Genomic DNA, 16,259 nt, shown 5'->3' with positions numbered 1-16,259 from the left:
TCCAAGAGGACATGCATGGAATTCCTGGCCAACCTGAACTGGGTCGCCGTGGCGCAGATCATCCTGATCGATATCCTGCTCGGTGGCGACAATGCCATCGTCATCGCCCTGGCCTGCCGCAATCTGCCCGACAAGCTGCGCATGAAGGGCATCGTCTGGGGCACGGTGGGTGCGATCGGTATCCGCATCGCCCTGATCGCCTTCGCCGTGACGATGCTGCAGTTGCCATTCCTCAAGCTGATCGGTGGCATCCTGTTGCTGTGGATTGGCATCAAGCTGCTCAACGAAGACGATGAGCACACCGACATCAACGGCAGCGACCGCCTGTGGGGCGCCGTCAAGACCGTGATCGTGGCGGACCTGGTGATGAGCCTGGACAACGTGATCGCCATCGCCAGCGCCGCTGAGCAAGCGGCCGGTGAGCACCAGCTGCTGCTGGTGGTATTCGGCATCGTGGTCAGCATCCCCATCATCGTCTGGGGCAGTACCCTGGTGTTGAAGCTGATGGAGAAATTCCCGGTCATCGTCACCCTGGGTGCAGCCTTGCTGGGCTACATCGCCGGTGGCATGATCTTCAGCGATGTCGCGGTACAGGGCTGGATCGAGGGCTTCATTGGCGACACCGAATTCGTGTTGCCGGGCGCTGCGGTGCACCTGAGCCTGCCCGGCCTGGTCGGTGCGCTCGGTGTGGTGCTGACCGGCCTGACGCTCAAGCGCCGAAAGCAGGAGCGCCAGAAAACGGCCGTCTGAGCGGCAAAGGTGCGTGCAGGCCATGGGGATGGCCGACACGCTGCACACCAGAACCGGTGCCGCAGCGCCCGATACCCGGCCATGCTTGAGCCAGGTCAGCGCCGCAGCACGACAAACCTGATAGCTTTGCAATTTTTTCGCTGGTACGCATGACCGGCGCTGCCGATACTGGCAACGCCCTTTTCATTTTTACGAGGATCCCATGAAACCCGTCGTCACCCGTCGCCCCCAACAAGGCTTCACCCTGCTCGAACTGATGGTCACGCTGGCCATCGTCGGCATTCTTGCGATGCTGGGCGCCTCGCAATACCAGGACTACATCGCCCGCGCGCGCGTCTCGGAAGGCTTCAACCTGGCCGAACCCTACAAGCTGGCCGTGACCGAGCAGATCAGCTCCAACAACGGCGTCTTCACCGTGGCGCAACTGGGCCTGCCGGCCTTCACTCCGACCGACAACGTCAGCAAGATCGAAGTCTCGCCGATGGAGAAGCGCGGCGTGGGCGGTGTCATCACCATCACTTACAGCCCGCGTGTGGGCGACGGCGGCACGCTCACGCTGACCCCGACCATCACCTCCGGTACCATCCAGTGGCAATGCGCTGCCAAGGATGTGAAGCAGGCGGCCACGCCCGAAGGGGCTACGGCCAATACCGGCTTCGTTGCCGGTACGCTCCCGGCCAAGTTTGCACCGGCCAACTGCCGCGGCTGATCTATGCTTGCAGCAGCGGATGCAGCATGAAAAAACGCGCCCTCGGGCGCGTTTGTCATTGGTGTTGTCCACAGGTGAATTTGCTGCAGCTTCCCGCCTCAAGGGCGCGCCATGCTGATGTCGCTCTTGCCGCCGCGCTTTTCGGTCACGCAGATATCGGTCATGACCATGGTCTTGTCGACCGCCTTGCTCATGTCGTAGACGGTCAGCAGCCCGACCTGCACGGCCGTCAGTGCTTCCATCTCCACCCCGGTCTTGCCGAAGGTTTCCACTCGCGCGGTACAGCGCACGGAAGAACTGGCCGCATCGGTCTCGAACTCCACCGACACATGCGTCAAGGCCAGCGGATGGCACAGCGGAATCAGGTCGCCCGTGCGCTTGGCCGCCATGATGGCGGCGATGCGGGCGATGCCCAGCACGTCGCCCTTCTTGGCCGTGCCCGATTCGATGATGGCCAAGGTGGCCGGCTGCATGCGGATCACGCCGGTGGCCAGCGCCACGCGATGGGTCTCGTTCTTGCCGCCGACATCGACCATGTGCGCTTGTCCGCCCTGGTCGAAATGGGTGAGGCCGCCGTTGGGCGCGGAGTCGCCGGATGTGCTCATGCTGGTTCGCTGATGATGAAATGAAGGGAAAGGAGCGGGTATCATAGCAGGCAGCCTGCGGCTTGCCGCCAGCGCCGAGCTGTGCACCGACTGCACCGCCGCCGCTGTCTTGCTTTCACCATGTGTCTGCCATCGATGACTGGGTCCATGCAACGAACCGTCCCTGAACTTTCCCGCCGCCCCCTGCGCCGCCTGCTCATGCGTGCGCTCAGTGCCACCTTCCTGCTGCTGCCGGCCGCTCCCTTGACGCTGTTGCCGCATCCCGGCGTGGCGCAAGGCCTGCCGACCCTGGGCGATACCGAACGCGAAGGCCTGTCGCCGCTGATGGAGCGCAAGCTGGGCGAAGAAATCATGCGCGACATCCGCACTGACCGCGATTATGTCGACGATGGCCCGATCTCGGAATACCTCAACAATTTCGGCCAGAACTTGGTCTCCATTCATCCTGAGGTGCGCGGCGAGGCTGGCTTCGATTTCCAGTTCTTCATGGTGCGCGATCCCATGCTGAACGCTTTCGCGCTGCCGGGCGGCTTCATCGGGGTCAACAGCGGCCTGGTGCTGGCGGCACAGTCGGAATCCGAACTGGCCGGCGTGATGTCGCACGAAATCGGCCACGTGGCGCAGCGTCACATCGCCCGCATGCTGGGCCAGCAGAAGCAGAATTCCATGATCCAGCTGGCGGCCATCGTACTGGGCGCGCTGGCCGGGGTGTCCAAGGCCGGTGGCGATGCCGCCATGGCTACCATGATGGGCGGCACTGGCCTGGCCGTGCAGCGCCAGCTCAACTTCAGCCGCGATGCCGAACGCGAGGCCGATCGCATCGGCCTGCAGATCATGCGTGATGGCGGCTTCGATCCGTCGGGCATGGTGACCTTCTTCGGCCGCTTGCAGACGGCCTCGCGCAATTACAGCGATGCCGTGCCGCCTTACCTGATGACGCACCCGCTGACCACCGAGCGTATCGCCGACATCCAGGCCCGCATCCGCGACCAGCGCTACAAGCAGCGCGTGGACAACCCGGAATTCCAGCTGGCGCGCGCCCGTACCCAGGTCTTGCAGAATGACGGCGTGCAGGGCCTGCGCGACAACGTCGCCAAATTCACCGACCAGGCCAAAGGCAATACCAAGCTGATGACGGCTGCCGCCAAGTATGGCCTGGCTTTCGCCTACTACCGCCAGAACCGCTTCGAGCAGGCCGAGGCCGCATTGAAGGAGGCCCAGGAAGCGGCCATCCCGATGAAGACCGGCATCTTCTTCGGCAGTCTCGACATCGACATCAAGATCGCCCGCAAGCAGACCCAGCAGGCGCTGCAGGTGGCGGAGAGCATGCGCCAGCAATACCCGATCTCGCGCAGCGTCGCGCGCCAGTACGCCGATGCCCTGATCGCCGCCAACCGCTACGACCAGGCCGTGGGCTACCTGCGCGACCAGGCGCAGCTGTATCGTTCGGATGCCCAGGTGCAGCAGCTGCTGGCCAAGGTCTACGCCGCGCAGGGCAAGCAGGCCCTGCAGCATCTGGCGTTGGCCGAATCCTATGCACTCAACGGCAGCCTGCTGGCGGCCATCGATCAGTTGGGGATTGCCCGCAAGGCACCGGATGCGACTTTCTACGACCAGTCACAGATCGATGCGCGCGAGCGCGAATGGAAGGCGCGCTGGAAGGATGAGCAGAAGGAGCTCAAAGACCGCTGACCCCTGCCTGCCGGAAAGTCAGGCGGGACGGGGGCTACAGACGAATCTGAAAGTTTGTTCCAGTTGATCGCTGGCGATGCGTTGCAGCGGCAGGTCCTGCCCGTTCCAGGTGAAGGAAAGTGTCAAATCCTCAGCGCCCTCCAGCCAGCGCAGCAGGGCCTCTTCATCTGTTTGCCCGGCGTGATGCAGGCAGGGCAGCAGGGTGGCCAGGTCGCGGTCATCGACGCCGGCAATGATCTCGCCGCTGCGCAGGTAGAGTCGGCCGCGTTCATCCATCCAGGCGGCATCGACTTGTTCCACCGCGGCCTGGGTATGCAGGATGAGGGAGGGCACAAGCGCATCCGCGCCCGGCTCGGTCCGCAGGATATGCGGCATCCACTCCAGATCCACGTACACCCGCTGCGGCCCGTTCTGGAAGTACCAGCGGCCGCTATCGTCGCAGGCGTAGTTGCGGTCGATGAAGGCCAGCAGGGCAGGGTGGCGGATGGGGTCTCCGGGCAGTTCCAGTTGCTGTGCCCTTTCGTCGCGCATGCGCCATTGGCCGCGCGCATCCAGCCGCAGCCAGCCGAAGCAGTACGGCACGTTGGGCCAACGGGCCATGGCCTGGCGGACGATCTCATCCATGGGCCAACTCCGCGCGGGCCACGAAGGCGCTTTCCGCTTTACCTTCCAGGAAATGCAGCAGCCGCTGCGGCAGCCACGCCAGGCTGCCCGGCGGCCCGCCTGCGGCAAAGCCGACATGGCCGCCCTGTTCGGGATATTCCAGCAGCACTTCCGGTGCCGCCGAGCGCGGCAGGTGGCGCGCCGGCAGGAAAGGATCGTTCTGCGCATTCAATACCAGCGTGGGCACGCTGATGTCGTGCAGGATGTGCTTGGCGCTGGCGCGGTCCCAGTAGTCGTCGGTATTGCGATAGCCGTGCAGGGGCGCGGTGACGACGTTGTCGAAGGCATAGAGATCGCGCGCCGACAGCAGGGCCTCGCGGTCGAACAGGCCCGGGAACTGGTCCAGCTTGGCCAGGCACTTGGGCCGCATGGTGCGCAGGAACACCCAGGTATAGAGCCGGTTGAAACCACTGGCCAGCGCCGCACCGCCCCCGGCCAGGTCCAGCGGGGCCGACACCGCGCAGGCGGCGTCGACAATCTCGGCCTCGTGCTGGGATTCGCCCAGCCAGCGCAGCAGGGCATTGGCACCCAGCGAGACGCCGCAGGCATACAGGTGCGTGGCCGCCAGGTCTTGCTGGCGCAGCTTGAGGCGGCGGATGATCCAGTCCAGCTCGGCGGTGTCGCCCGAGTGATAGAGGCGCGGCGCCAGGTTGATCTCCCCCGAGCAGCCGCGAAAATGCGGAATCGCCCCATGCCAGCCACGCCGCTGCACCTCGGCCATGAGCGCGCGGCTGTAGTGGCTGTCGGAAGAGCCTTCCAGCCCGTGGAACAGCACCAGCAGCGGCCGTCCCGGCTGGCCGTCGACGAAATCGATGTCGATGAAGTCGCCATCGGGCGCTTCCCAGCGCTCGCGCCGGAACGCCACCTTCGGCTTGGGCAGGAAGGTGGACGGATAGATGGTCTGGAGATGGCCGCCGGGAAGCCAGCGGGGCGGTATGTAAAGCATGGTGCAGCCTTGCTCGGAATCGGATGGCGCAAGCGCCTGTGGATAAATCAGGCCGCCGTCAATGCAGCATGGCCCCGCTGATCACCGGCTCCACCGGTGCCGCGCCGGGTGCGACCGAGGCGTGGTGCATTACCATGCGCCAGCCCAGGGCTGTCTTGAGGTAGACGTTGGTGGCGATGACGTGCACATCCTGCTGCGGGTCGCCGCCTTGGTCGATGTCTTCCACCACGCTGTGCACGGCGGTCATCATGTTCTGGGTGGCGTGCAACTGGCGCGGGCGGATGTGCAGGCCGCCGTTGGAAAGGATGTCTTCCCATACGGCGCGGATATCTGCGTGGCCGACCAGGCGTTGTGCGCCGGGGTGGATGCAGACGATTTCCTCGTCATCGGCCCACAGGTCCATCAGCGCGTCCAGGTCGGCACGGGCCAGGGCGTCGTAGTAGGCAGCTTCGATTTCATCGGGCGAACCATGGATCAGTTTGTTGCGGGGCATGACAATCTCCGGATCAGATGAAAAGAGGGCCTTGTGGGCCCTCTCGTGTCTGGTGCGAAAGCTCGATGTTAGTGGCCTTTGACCACGGTACCGGGTTTGAGCTGGTACTGGGTACCGCAGTACGGACATTTGGCCGCGCCGTGCGCGTCCAGTTCCAGGAACACGCGCGGGTGCGAGTTCCAGGCCGACATGCTGGGGTTGGGGCAGTGGGCCGGCAGGTCCTTGCCTTCGAGCAGGATCACGCCCTGCGATGCTTGAGCTTGGCTCATCTTGTTCTCCGTTGCTTGCAATTGACTGAAGTTGTTACGTGAAAATCTGCGCTGATCCGGCGGCGCCTCACACCAGCGTAAGCCAGTGCTTGTACTGCGGGGCCCGCCCCGAGACCACGTCGAAGAACAGGGTCTGCAGCTTCTCGGTGATGGGGCCACGGCCGCCGTTGCCGATGACGCGGCGATCCAGTTCGCGGATCGGCGTGACCTCGGCGGCGGTGCCGGTGAAGAAAGCTTCATCGGCGCAATACATCTCGTCGCGGGTGATGCGTTTTTCGATGACCTCGATGCCCAGGTCGCGCGCCATGGTCAGCACGGCGTCGCGGGTGATGCCATCCAGGCAGGAGGCCAGGTCGGGAGTATAGATCTTGCCGTTCTTGACGATGAAGACATTTTCACCCGAGCCTTCGGAGACATAACCGTCCGTGTCCAGCAGCAGCGCTTCGTCGTAGCCATCGGCCAGCGCTTCCTGGTTGGCCAGGATGGAATTGATGTAGTAGCCGCTGGCCTTGGCGCGCACCAGCGAGACGTTCACATGGTGGCGGGTGAAGGAAGAGGTCTTCACGCGGATGCCCTTGTTGATGCCGTCTTCGCCCAGGTAGGCCCCCCACGGCCAGGCCGCGATGGCCACGTGGATCTGGTTGCCCTTGGCGGACACGCCCAGCTTTTCCGAGCCGATCCAGATCAGCGGGCGGATGTAGCAGGATTCCAGCTTGTTCTCGCGCACCACCTGGCACTGCGCCTCGGCCAGGGTGGCCTGGTCGAACGGCACTTCCATCTGGAAGATCTTGGCCGAGTTGAACAGGCGCTGGGTATGTTCCTTCAGGCGGAAAATGGCCGTGCCTTCCGCGGTCTTGTAGGCGCGCACGCCTTCGAAGACACCCATGCCGTAATGCAGGGTGTGGGTCAGTACGTGAATGGTGGCGTCTCGCCAATCGATCAGCGCGCCGTCCTTCCAGATCTTGCCGTCGCGGTCAGCCATGGACATGGTGGTCTCCCTGTGTGCGGTGAATGCAAACTTCCCGAAATGGATTGTTCCGTTCTGACAAATCGAACTGAACAAAGAGCACCATTCTAGCGGATTCACGCGAGTAAAAACTTTCATCTGTAGAATGAAAGGCCTGAGTGAAAATGCACACACCATCACGCGCGCCGACCCTCTGCGGCCGGCCGCTTCTTCAATCGCCCACGGAAGACAAATGCAGAAGGAGACAGGCGAGGACCGATCAGGGGCCGGGAGCAATCCCCCCGCGCACGACCCTGACGCTGCCCGCCGCATCGAGAAGGAAGCCTTCCAGGAAGGCTGGCGCGCCAGTGCCTCGACCATTCCCGCCGTGCTGGCCTGGGGCATGGTTTCGGGCATGGCCATGGTCAAGTCGGGGCTGACGATCTACCAGTCGCTGGGCATGAGCTTGCTGGTCTATGCCGGGTCGGCCCAGTTCGCGGCGCTGCCCCTGCTGGCGGCCGGAGTGCCGCTGCTGGTGGTGTTCTTCACCGCCATGATCGTCAACCTGCGCTTCGTGATCTTCTCGGCGGCCGTGGCACCGCATTTCGAACACCTGCCCTGGTATCGCCGGGTCTGGTACGGCTTCTTCAATGGCGATATCTCGATGGCCTTCTTTCCGCAGCGCTATCCTCCGTCTACTTTTCATCAACCTGCCGGCAAGATCGGTTATTTTGCGGCGATCTGCTATCCGGGCTGGGTTGCTTGGCAGCTCGGCGCGACCATCGGCATCCTCCTCGGCAGCCAGATTCCGGAAAGCTGGAATATCGGCTTTGCCGGCACCCTGGCGCTGATCGCCGTGATGATCCCCATGACCAGCAGCCTGCCGGCCCTGGCCGGGGTGGTTGTGTCGGGTACGGTGGCGGTGCTGGCGCTGGACCTGCCGTACCGGCTGGGCCTGCTGCTGGCCATGGTGCTGGGCATGGCGGCGGCGATGCTGGCCGACAAGCTGCTGCCCGGCAGCGGCAGCGGCAGTGACGGCGATGCAGAGGCGACGGCATGAGCGACTGGTATGTCTGGGGCGCCATCGTGCTGCTGACCATCTCCACGATCGTCACCCGCAGCGGCTTCTTCCTGTTCGGCCATGCGGTCAAGCTGCCGCCGCGCGTCAAGCATGCCCTGAGCTACGCGCCGGCAGCGGCCATGGCGGCCATCATCTTCCCGGATCTGGTGACTTCAGGCGGGGCCATCGAGATGAGCCTGGCCAACCCGAAGTTGCTGGCCGGCATCGGTGCCGGCGTTTTCTTTGCGGCAACGCGTCATCTTTTGGGAACTATTGTGGCAGGAATGTCACTCTTTACACTGCTGCGCTGGTTGCTATGAAGTTTCGCGCAGAGCGCCAGGATGCGCTCCGGATGTTGTTGAGGCTGCCAAAAAGCCGTCAGGAGCGGGTCAGGCTGGAGTAAAATACGGCGTTTTTCGCCCCCTTCTTCGAATTCCACCCTATGAAATTCAACCGACTGAGCGATTTGATTTCCGCCAAGCAATTGCAAGGCAAACGCGTCTTCATCCGTGCCGATCTGAACGTCCCGCAGGATGATGCCGGCAACATCACCGAAGATACCCGCATCCGCGCTTCGGTCCCGGCCATTCGCGATGCCCAGCAGGCAGGCGCTGCAGTGATGGTGACCTCCCACCTGGGCCGTCCGACCGAAGGCGAGTTCAAGCCCGAAGATTCGCTGGCCCCGGTGGCCAAGCGCCTCTCCGAGCTGCTGGGAAGTGAAGTCAAGCTGGTCGCCGACTGGGTCGATGGCGTGGACGTGCAGCCCGGCCAGGTCGTGCTGCTGGAAAACTGCCGTCTGAACAAGGGCGAAAAGAAGAACAGCGACGAGCTGGCGCAAAAGATCGCCAAGCTCTGCGATATCTACGTCAATGACGCCTTCGGTACCGCGCACCGCGCCGAAGCCACCACCTACGGCGTGGCCAAGTTTGCCCCCGTCGCCTGTGCCGGCCCGCTGCTGGCCGCCGAGCTGGATGCGCTGGGCAAGGCCCTGAACCAGCCGGCCCGTCCGCTGGTGGCCATCGTGGCCGGTTCCAAGGTCTCGACCAAGCTGACCATCCTGAAGACCCTGGCCGAGAAGGTCGACAACCTCATCGTCGGTGGCGGCATCGCCAATACCTTCATGCTGGCGGCCGGCCTGAAGATCGGCAAGTCCCTGGCCGAGCCGGACCTGGTGGACGACGCCAAGGCCATCATCGAACTGATGGCCAAGCGCGGCGCTTCGGTACCTATCCCCACGGACGTCGTGGTGGGCAAGGAATTCTCCCCGACCGCTGCAGCCACCGTGAAGGCGGCTGCTGATGTGGCTGACGACGACATGATCTTCGACATCGGTCCCCAGACCGCTGCCGTCCTGGCTGAACAGCTGGGCCGCGCCGGCACCATCGTCTGGAACGGCCCGGTGGGCGTGTTCGAGTTCGACCAGTTCGGCCGTGGCACCGAAACCCTGGCCAAGGCCATCGCGGCATCGTCCGGCTTCTCGATCGCCGGTGGCGGCGATACCCTGGCCGCCATTGCCAAGTACAACATTGCCGACAAGGTCGGCTACATCTCCACCGGTGGTGGCGCTTTCCTGGAATTCCTGGAAGGCAAGACCCTGCCGGCTGTCGAGATCCTGCTGCAACGCGCGCAATAAGCATGACCGGCGCTGCGCCCTGTTGCCGGGCGCAGCGCCCGGCTGTTCCATCCGAATTCTGAGTCTGTAGCACCACCAATGATGAACGCGTCCGAGACGCGCGTTCGGGGCGGAAGCTCTCCGCCTGATCGGCCCTGCATCGGGCCGGGCAGCGGGCTTCTATCACCAAGTCGCAACCAGAAGGTATTCATGTCCAGAGCAACAAAAATCGTCGCCACCATCGGTCCCGCTTCCAGCGACCGTGACACTTTGACCCGCATGATCCGCGCCGGCGTTGACGTCGTGCGTCTCAATTTCTCGCACGGCAAGCCGCAGGACCACATCGACCGCGCCACCCTCGTGCGCGAAGTGGCCGACGAATGCGGCAAGAAGGTCGCGATCATGGCCGACCTGCAAGGTCCCAAGATCCGCGTGGGCAAGTTCGAGAATGGCAAGATCATGCTGGCCAACGGCGACAAGTTCATCCTCGATTCCGATTGCCAGATGGGCAACCAGGAACGGGTGGGCCTGGACTACAAGGCACTGCCGCGCGACCTGAAGGGCAACGACGTGCTGTTGTTGAACGACGGCTTGATCGTGCTGAAGGTCGAACGCGTGATGGGCAACGAGATCCACACCGTGGTCAAGATCGGTGGCGAGCTGTCCAACAACAAGGGCATCAACCGCCAGGGTGGCGGCCTGTCCGCACCGGCGCTGACCGCCAAGGACATGGACGACATCAAGACCGCCATGAGCTTCCAGGCCGATTACGTGGCCGTGTCCTTCCCCAAGAACGCCACCGACATGGAAATGGCGCGCCAGTTGTCCAACGTCGCCGGTGAGCCCTTCGGCCACAAGCCGATGATGATCGCCAAGATCGAGCGCGCCGAAGCCATCCCGCTGCTGCAGGAAATCCTGGATGCCTCCGATGGCATCATGGTGGCCCGTGGCGACCTGGCCGTGGAAGTGGGCAATGCCGCCGTGCCGGGTTTGCAGAAGCGCATGATCAAGATGGCGCGCGCCTCCAACAAGTTGACCATCACCGCGACCCAGATGATGGAGTCCATGATCGTCAACGCCGTGCCGACCCGCGCCGAAGTCTCGGACGTGGCCAACGCCGTTCTGGATGGCACCGATGCCGTGATGACCTCGGCCGAGACCGCCTCCGGCAAGTATCCGGTGGAAACCGTGGAAGCCATGTCGGCCATCTGCCTGGAAGCCGAGCGCTCCGAGAACGTGCAGCTGGACGCCGATTTCCTGAACCTGCGCTTTACCCGCGTGGACCAGTCCATCGCCTATGGCGCGCTGTTTACTGCACACCACCTGCGCGTGAAGGCCATCGCTGCGCTCACCGAATCCGGTTCGACGGCGCTGTGGATGAGCCGTCACAACATCGATATCCCGATCTTTGCGATCACCCCCAATGTCGCCACGCGCCGCAAGGCTTCGCTGTTCCGCAACGTGCATACGCTGGAACTGGCCCAGGCGCCCGACACCGAAGCCATGTTGAAGGGCGCCCAGGATCTGCTGCTGGCGCAAGGCGTGGTACAGAAGGGTGACCTGATCGTCGTGACCTGGGGCGAGCCCATCGGCCAGGTCGGCGGCACCAATGCGCTGAAGATTCTGCGCGTTGGCGAGTACTGATTTTTCATCGTTCTGGAGTTTTCATCATGCCTCTCGTATCCATGCGTCAACTGCTGGACCATGCCGCCGAAAACGGTTACGGCCTGCCGGCGTTCAACGTCAACAACCTGGAGCAGGTCACTGCCATCATGGAAGCCGCCAATGAAGTCGGCGCGCCCGTGATCATGCAAGCCTCCGCCGGTGCCCGCAAGTACGCGGGCGAAGCCTTCCTGCGCCACCTGATCTCGGCGGCCGTGGAAGCCTATCCGCACATCCCCGTGGTGATGCACCAGGATCACGGCCAGTCGCCGGCGGTCTGCATGGCGGCCATCAAGTCCGGTTTCTCCTCCGTGATGATGGATGGCTCGCTGGAAGCCGACGGCAAGACCGTGGCCAGCTACGAGTACAACGTCGAAGTCTCGCGCAAGGTGGTCGAGTTCTCGCACGCCATCGGCGTGACGGTCGAAGCCGAACTGGGCGTGCTGGGTTCGCTGGAAACCATGAAGGGCGACAAGGAAGACGGCCACGGTGCTGACGGCACCATGACCCGCGAACAGCTGCTGACCGACGTGAACCAGGCTGCCGACTTCGTCAAGGCCACCCAGTGCGACGCACTGGCGATTGCCATCGGTACTTCGCACGGTGCCTACAAGTTCTCGCGCAAGCCCACCGGCGACATCCTGGCGATCGATCGCATCAAGGAAATCCACGCCCGCATCCCCAACACCCACCTGGTGATGCACGGTTCTTCGTCGGTGCCGCAGGAACTGCTGGCCGAGATCCGCGAATTCGGCGGTGACATGAAGGAAACCTACGGCGTGCCGGTCGAAGAAATCCAGGAAGGCATCAAGCACGGCGTGCGCAAGATCAACATCGACACCGACATCCGCCTGGCCATGACCGGTGCGATCCGCCGCTACCTGTTCGAGAACCCGTCCAAGTTCGACCCGCGCGACTACCTGAAGCCAGCCCGCGAAGCCGCCAAGCTGGTCTGCAAGGCACGTTTCCTGTCCTTCGGCTGCGAAGGCCAGGCGGGCAAGATCAAGCCGGTCTCGCTGGAAAAGATCGCCGAGAAGTACAAGAGCGGCGAACTGGCACAGATCGTCCAGTAAGCACGCAAGCCGCTGAACGGCCTACGCCGGACGCAAGGCCCCACCGACCGGAATCGCCCTGAAAATGGCGGTTCCGGTTTTTGACTTTACGAGAAGACCACCATGAGCAGTCTCTACAAATCCTCGATCACTTCCCTGCCGCTGCTGGGCACAGGCAAGGTCCGCGAAAACTACGCCGTCGGCGACGACAAGCTGTTGATCGTGACCACCGATCGCCTGTCGGCCTTCGATGTCATCATGAACGAACCGATCCCCGGCAAGGGCAAGGTCCTGAACCAGATGAGCGATTTCTGGTTCGAGAAGCTGGGCCACATCGTGCCCAATCACCTGACTGGCGTCGATCCCGAGTCCGTGGTGAGCCCGACCGAAGCGGAGCAGGTGCGCGGACGCGCCGTGGTGGCCAAGCGCTTGAAACCCATCCTGGTGGAAGCCGTGGTGCGCGGCTACATCATCGGTTCCGGCTGGAAGGATTACCAGGCCACCGGTGCGATCTGCGGCATCAAGCTGCCGGCAGGCCTGCAGCAGGCTTCCAAGCTGGAACAGCCGATCTTCACCCCGGCCGCCAAGGCCGACCTGGGCGAACACGACGAAAACATCAGCTTTGAAGAAACCGAAAAGCGCATCGGCACCGAACTGGCCCACAAGATCCGCGACGTCGCCATCCAGCTCTACAAGGAAGCCGCTGACTACGCGGCCACGCGCGGCATCATCATCGCCGATACCAAGTTCGAATTCGGCCTGGATGACAACGGCGTGCTGCACCTGATGGATGAAGTGCTGACTGCAGACTCTTCGCGCTTCTGGCCGGCGGACAGCTACCAGGTCGGCATCTCGCCGCCGTCCTTCGACAAGCAGTTCGTGCGCGATTACCTGGAAACCGTCGAGGGCTGGCAGAAGACCCCGCCGGCACCGGCGCTTCCGGCCGATGTGATCGAAAAGACCGGTGCCAAGTACCGCGAGGCGCTGGAACGCCTGACCGGCGAGAAGCTCAAGGACTGACGAGGACCGGACATGAACGATACTGTCAAACCGTTGATCGGCGTGGTCATGGGGTCGTCCTCCGACTGGGAGGTGATGCAGAATGCGGTCGCCATCCTGAAGGACTTTGGCGTGCCCTTCGAAGCCCAGGTGATCTCCGCGCACCGCATGCCGGACCAGATGTTCGCCTACGCCGAGAGCGCCCGCACGCGCGGCCTGCGCGCCATCATCGCCGGTGCCGGCGGTGCCGCGCACCTGCCGGGCATGATCGCCGCCAAGACCATCGTGCCGGTGCTGGGTGTGCCGGTGCCTTCGAAGTATCTGCGTGGCGAGGATTCGCTGTTGTCCATCGTGCAGATGCCCAAGGGCATTCCGGTGGCCACCTATGCCATCGGTGAAGCCGGTGCCGCCAATGCGGCGCTGTCGGCCATCGCCATGCTGGCCACCACCGACGCGGCCCTGGCTGAAAAGCTGGAAGCCTTCCGCAAGACCCAGACGCAAGTCGCCCTCGACATGAAGTTGCCTGTATGACCCAGCAGTCCGCCTCCACCCTTCGTCCCGCCGTTCCCTCGACCACTCCGGCCACCTGGCTGGGGGTGATGGGCGGTGGCCAGCTCGGCCGCATGTTCGCCCACGCGGCGCAGAGCATGGGCTTCAAGGTCGCCGTGCTGGAAGCCGATGCCGACTGCCCGGCCGGGCAGGTGGCGGACCGCCTCATCAACGCCGCCTACGACGATGGTGCGGCGCTGGCCGAACTGGGGGCGCTGTGTGCGGCCATCACCACCGAGTTCGAGAACGTCTCGGCCAAGAGCCTGGCCACCCTGGCGGCACAGACCTTCGTGGCACCCGCGGCTTCCGGCGTCTCGATTGCGCAGGACCGTACTGCCGAGAAAGCCTTCTTCACCGAGTGTGGATCGCAGTCCGGCGTGCTGCCGGCTCCGCACCTGGTGATCAACAGCGAGGCCGATATCGATGGTCTCGATGCCAAGCTGCTGCCGGGCATCCTCAAGACGGCCCGCATGGGTTATGACGGCAAGGGCCAGGTGCGCGTGCGCACTGTCGACGAGGTGCGCGCCGCTTTCGCCGCCATGAAGGGCGTGACCTGCGTGCTGGAGAAGATGCTGCCGCTGGCCTATGAAGTCTCGGTGCTGGTGGCGCGCGGCCATGATGGCCAGGCCGTGGTCTATCCGATTGCCGAGAACGTGCATCGTGACGGCATCCTCTTCACCACCACCGTGCCCGGTCCCAACATCAAGGCCGATGCCGCTGCGCGTGCGCAGCAGGCGGCTTTGCAGATCATCGGCGCGATGCAGTATGTCGGTGTGCTGTGCATCGAATTCTTCGTGCTGGACGATGGCGCGCTGGTAGTCAACGAGATGGCCCCGCGTCCGCACAACAGCGGCCACTACACCATCGATGCCTGCGTCACCAGCCAGTTCGAACAGCAAGCCCGCGCCATGGCGCGCCTGCCGCTGGGCGATACGCGCCAGCATTCGCCCTCGGTGATGCTGAACATCCTCGGCGATGTCTGGTACGAGGATGACACGGACGCCCAGCGCGAACCGGCCTGGGATCAGGTGCTGGCACTGCCCGGTGCGCACCTGCACCTGTACGGCAAGGCTGAAGCGCGCCGTGGCCGCAAGATGGGCCATGTCACTTTCACCGGCGCCACGCTGGCCGATGCACAGCGCCAGCTGGCAGCCGCCTGCGCCATCCTCGGCATCACGCTGTAAGCGAGGCCGGCGATGAACGACAAGCGCGCTTCTTCCATTGTGTCCATCGACGTCGCGGCCATCATGCACGCCGCGCGCAAGCTGGAGCAGGGCGGGCTGGTGGCCTTCCCGACCGAGACCGTCTATGGCCTCGGCGGTGACGCCGAAAATCCGGCCGCCATTGCTGCCATCTATGCGGCCAAGGGACGTCCTGCCAATCATCCGGTGATCGTGCACGTTTCACCGGAAGCCGATATCGGCTACTGGGCCGCGTCGGTACCTGTGGAAGCGCGGCGCCTGATTGCCTCGTTCTGGCCGGGTCCGCTCACGCTGATCCTCAAGCGCGCGGCGCACATTCCCGATGCCGTGGCCGGTGGCCAGGATTCGGTGGGCGTGCGCTGCCCTTCGCATCCGGTGGCGCAAGCGCTGCTGCGCGAATTCCGTGGCGGCAAGGGCGGCATCGCCGGTCCCTCGGCCAACAAGTTCGGACACGTCAGCCCCACCACCGCCGAGCACGTGCGCGAGGAATTCGGCAGCGATGCCGACAGCCCGGTGGACTATGTGCTCGACGGCGGACAGAGCGAAGTGGGCATCGAGTCCACCATCGTCGACCTGTCCCGCATCGAGACCCATGGCCCGGTGCTGCTGCGCCCCGGCCAGATCAGCGCGGATCGTATTGCTGCCGTGCTGGGTGTGCCGCTGGCGACGCCCGACGCCACCGCACCGCGCGCATCAGGTACGCTCGATGCGCACTACGCACCGCATACGCCGGTGGTGCAGGTTGCGTCGGCCGAGCTGCCAGCGCTCCTGGGCAAGCTGGCTGGCATCGGTCAGAAGGTCGCGTTGATCCAGCGCGAATTCCGGGGTGATGGTGTGCCCGGCGTGACGGTGATCCGGCCCATGCCACTCACTGCCGATGCTTATGCCCACGATCTCTATGCCGCCCTGCGTGACATGGACCATGCAGGCGCAGACCTCATCGTGGTGGAGTCCCTGCCCCTCAGTGCAGACTGGCAAGGTGTCAACGACCGCCTGCGCCGCGCGGCTTTCGATTCGCAGGGTTTGCTGGCGCGCCTGCTTCAGGGCTGA

Annotated in this window: 18 protein-coding genes; 12 read left to right on the top strand and 6 right to left on the bottom strand. The window is 64.0% G+C overall.

Annotated features, from left to right (window positions below; translation table 11 throughout):
* The first annotated feature begins 15 nt into the window (after positions 1-15).
* A complete protein-coding gene (locus ACWHXP_RS16970) occupies positions 16-750 on the top strand; it encodes a TerC family protein (protein WP_489624648.1) in 735 nt (244 codons plus the stop codon).
* A 202-nt stretch (positions 751-952) separates the two neighbouring features.
* Positions 953-1,459 (top strand): pilin, encoded by a 507-nt coding sequence (locus ACWHXP_RS16965; RefSeq protein WP_039789165.1) that lies wholly within the window; start codon positions 953-955, stop codon positions 1,457-1,459.
* Between the two features lie 98 nt (positions 1,460-1,557).
* On the opposite strand, the gene moaC is transcribed toward ACWHXP_RS16965, so the two are convergent.
* Positions 1,558-2,064 (bottom strand): cyclic pyranopterin monophosphate synthase MoaC, encoded by a 507-nt coding sequence (moaC, locus tag ACWHXP_RS16960; RefSeq protein WP_121043022.1) that lies wholly within the window; start codon positions 2,062-2,064, stop codon positions 1,558-1,560.
* Between the two features lie 147 nt (positions 2,065-2,211).
* Between moaC and ACWHXP_RS16955 the strand changes: the two genes are divergently transcribed.
* On the top strand, positions 2,212-3,756 hold the full coding sequence (locus tag ACWHXP_RS16955; protein WP_134135467.1) for a M48 family metalloprotease: 1,545 nt from the start codon (positions 2,212-2,214) through the stop codon (positions 3,754-3,756).
* 18 nt (positions 3,757-3,774) lie between these two features.
* Here ACWHXP_RS16955 and ACWHXP_RS16950 read toward each other — a convergent pair whose 3' ends face one another.
* The 5 genes from ACWHXP_RS16950 to ACWHXP_RS16930 form a co-directional block, all read right to left on the bottom strand.
* Complete coding sequence (locus ACWHXP_RS16950) at positions 3,775-4,380, bottom strand: DUF2946 family protein (RefSeq protein ID WP_489624649.1); 606 nt, start codon at positions 4,378-4,380, stop codon at positions 3,775-3,777.
* Positions 4,373-5,365: a YheT family hydrolase gene (locus ACWHXP_RS16945; protein WP_489635482.1), complete on the bottom strand. Its 993-nt coding sequence runs from the start codon at positions 5,363-5,365 to the stop codon at positions 4,373-4,375. Before ACWHXP_RS16945 ends, ACWHXP_RS16950 begins: the two co-directional genes overlap by 8 nt.
* Before the next feature lie 58 nt (positions 5,366-5,423).
* Complete coding sequence (locus ACWHXP_RS16940; RefSeq protein ID WP_489635483.1) at positions 5,424-5,858, bottom strand: YybH family protein; 435 nt, start codon at positions 5,856-5,858, stop codon at positions 5,424-5,426.
* 68 nt (positions 5,859-5,926) lie between these two features.
* Positions 5,927-6,127 (bottom strand): zinc-finger domain-containing protein, encoded by a 201-nt coding sequence (locus tag ACWHXP_RS16935; RefSeq protein ID WP_008325571.1) that lies wholly within the window; start codon positions 6,125-6,127, stop codon positions 5,927-5,929.
* A 67-nt stretch (positions 6,128-6,194) separates the two neighbouring features.
* Positions 6,195-7,115: a branched-chain amino acid transaminase gene (locus ACWHXP_RS16930; protein ID WP_121043031.1), complete on the bottom strand. Its 921-nt coding sequence runs from the start codon at positions 7,113-7,115 to the stop codon at positions 6,195-6,197.
* A gap of 211 nt (positions 7,116-7,326) precedes the next feature.
* On the opposite strand from ACWHXP_RS16930, the gene ACWHXP_RS16925 reads away from it, so the two are divergent.
* The 9 genes from ACWHXP_RS16925 to ACWHXP_RS16885 all read left to right on the top strand — a co-directional run bounded on the left by ACWHXP_RS16925 (position 7,327) and on the right by ACWHXP_RS16885 (position 16,259).
* Entirely contained in the window at positions 7,327-8,133 is an 807-nt protein-coding gene (locus tag ACWHXP_RS16925) for an AzlC family ABC transporter permease (RefSeq protein ID WP_489635484.1), read from the top strand.
* Positions 8,130-8,453 carry an AzlD domain-containing protein gene (locus ACWHXP_RS16920; RefSeq protein ID WP_489635485.1) on the top strand — a complete coding sequence of 108 codons (324 nt, stop codon included), beginning with the start codon at positions 8,130-8,132 and terminating at the stop codon, positions 8,451-8,453. Before ACWHXP_RS16925 ends, ACWHXP_RS16920 begins: the two co-directional genes overlap by 4 nt.
* A gap of 122 nt (positions 8,454-8,575) precedes the next feature.
* Entirely contained in the window at positions 8,576-9,766 is a 1,191-nt protein-coding gene (locus ACWHXP_RS16915; RefSeq protein WP_034331814.1) for a phosphoglycerate kinase, read from the top strand.
* Between the two features lie 189 nt (positions 9,767-9,955).
* On the top strand, positions 9,956-11,389 hold the full coding sequence (pyk, locus tag ACWHXP_RS16910; protein WP_034331813.1) for a pyruvate kinase: 1,434 nt from the start codon (positions 9,956-9,958) through the stop codon (positions 11,387-11,389).
* Between the two features lie 26 nt (positions 11,390-11,415).
* The gene (gene fba, locus ACWHXP_RS16905; protein ID WP_006461735.1) at positions 11,416-12,480 is read left to right on the top strand and encodes a class II fructose-bisphosphate aldolase; all 1,065 of its coding nucleotides are present in this window, start codon (positions 11,416-11,418) and stop codon (positions 12,478-12,480) included.
* 102 nt (positions 12,481-12,582) lie between these two features.
* Positions 12,583-13,479 carry a phosphoribosylaminoimidazolesuccinocarboxamide synthase gene (locus ACWHXP_RS16900; RefSeq protein ID WP_489635486.1) on the top strand — a complete coding sequence of 299 codons (897 nt, stop codon included), beginning with the start codon at positions 12,583-12,585 and terminating at the stop codon, positions 13,477-13,479.
* A gap of 12 nt (positions 13,480-13,491) precedes the next feature.
* Positions 13,492-13,989, top strand: a complete 498-nt coding sequence (gene purE, locus ACWHXP_RS16895) for a 5-(carboxyamino)imidazole ribonucleotide mutase (protein ID WP_034331809.1) — start codon at positions 13,492-13,494, stop codon at positions 13,987-13,989.
* Positions 13,986-15,191 (top strand): 5-(carboxyamino)imidazole ribonucleotide synthase, encoded by a 1,206-nt coding sequence (locus ACWHXP_RS16890; RefSeq protein WP_489624653.1) that lies wholly within the window; start codon positions 13,986-13,988, stop codon positions 15,189-15,191. Before purE ends, ACWHXP_RS16890 begins: the two co-directional genes overlap by 4 nt.
* Before the next feature lie 12 nt (positions 15,192-15,203).
* Positions 15,204-16,259 (top strand): L-threonylcarbamoyladenylate synthase, encoded by a 1,056-nt coding sequence (locus ACWHXP_RS16885; protein ID WP_489635487.1) that lies wholly within the window; start codon positions 15,204-15,206, stop codon positions 16,257-16,259.

The organism is Herbaspirillum sp. Her2 (assembly GCF_057961375.1).
This window is presented reverse-complemented; position numbering and strand designations above follow the sequence as displayed.

What these genes read in the sequence shown, in the direction of transcription:
- ACWHXP_RS16950 (WP_489624649.1), bottom strand. Translation starts at nt 4,380, where the DNA reads ATGGATGAGATCGTCCGCCAGGCCATGGCCCGTTGGCCCAACGTGCCG.
- ACWHXP_RS16965 (WP_039789165.1), top strand. Translation starts at nt 953, where the DNA reads ATGAAACCCGTCGTCACCCGTCGCCCCCAACAAGGCTTCACCCTGCTC.
- ACWHXP_RS16890 (WP_489624653.1), top strand. Translation starts at nt 13,986, where the DNA reads ATGACCCAGCAGTCCGCCTCCACCCTTCGTCCCGCCGTTCCCTCGACC.
- ACWHXP_RS16915 (WP_034331814.1), top strand. Translation starts at nt 8,576, where the DNA reads ATGAAATTCAACCGACTGAGCGATTTGATTTCCGCCAAGCAATTGCAA.
- ACWHXP_RS16945 (WP_489635482.1), bottom strand. Translation starts at nt 5,365, where the DNA reads ATGCTTTACATACCGCCCCGCTGGCTTCCCGGCGGCCATCTCCAGACC.
- ACWHXP_RS16940 (WP_489635483.1), bottom strand. Translation starts at nt 5,858, where the DNA reads ATGCCCCGCAACAAACTGATCCATGGTTCGCCCGATGAAATCGAAGCT.
- ACWHXP_RS16900 (WP_489635486.1), top strand. Translation starts at nt 12,583, where the DNA reads ATGAGCAGTCTCTACAAATCCTCGATCACTTCCCTGCCGCTGCTGGGC.
- ACWHXP_RS16970 (WP_489624648.1), top strand. Translation starts at nt 16, where the DNA reads ATGGAATTCCTGGCCAACCTGAACTGGGTCGCCGTGGCGCAGATCATC.
- ACWHXP_RS16930 (WP_121043031.1), bottom strand. Translation starts at nt 7,115, where the DNA reads ATGTCCATGGCTGACCGCGACGGCAAGATCTGGAAGGACGGCGCGCTG.
- ACWHXP_RS16955 (WP_134135467.1), top strand. Translation starts at nt 2,212, where the DNA reads ATGCAACGAACCGTCCCTGAACTTTCCCGCCGCCCCCTGCGCCGCCTG.
- ACWHXP_RS16935 (WP_008325571.1), bottom strand. Translation starts at nt 6,127, where the DNA reads ATGAGCCAAGCTCAAGCATCGCAGGGCGTGATCCTGCTCGAAGGCAAG.
- ACWHXP_RS16920 (WP_489635485.1), top strand. Translation starts at nt 8,130, where the DNA reads ATGAGCGACTGGTATGTCTGGGGCGCCATCGTGCTGCTGACCATCTCC.
- pyk (WP_034331813.1), top strand. Translation starts at nt 9,956, where the DNA reads ATGTCCAGAGCAACAAAAATCGTCGCCACCATCGGTCCCGCTTCCAGC.
- moaC (WP_121043022.1), bottom strand. Translation starts at nt 2,064, where the DNA reads ATGAGCACATCCGGCGACTCCGCGCCCAACGGCGGCCTCACCCATTTC.
- purE (WP_034331809.1), top strand. Translation starts at nt 13,492, where the DNA reads ATGAACGATACTGTCAAACCGTTGATCGGCGTGGTCATGGGGTCGTCC.
- ACWHXP_RS16885 (WP_489635487.1), top strand. Translation starts at nt 15,204, where the DNA reads ATGAACGACAAGCGCGCTTCTTCCATTGTGTCCATCGACGTCGCGGCC.
- ACWHXP_RS16925 (WP_489635484.1), top strand. Translation starts at nt 7,327, where the DNA reads ATGCAGAAGGAGACAGGCGAGGACCGATCAGGGGCCGGGAGCAATCCC.
- fba (WP_006461735.1), top strand. Translation starts at nt 11,416, where the DNA reads ATGCCTCTCGTATCCATGCGTCAACTGCTGGACCATGCCGCCGAAAAC.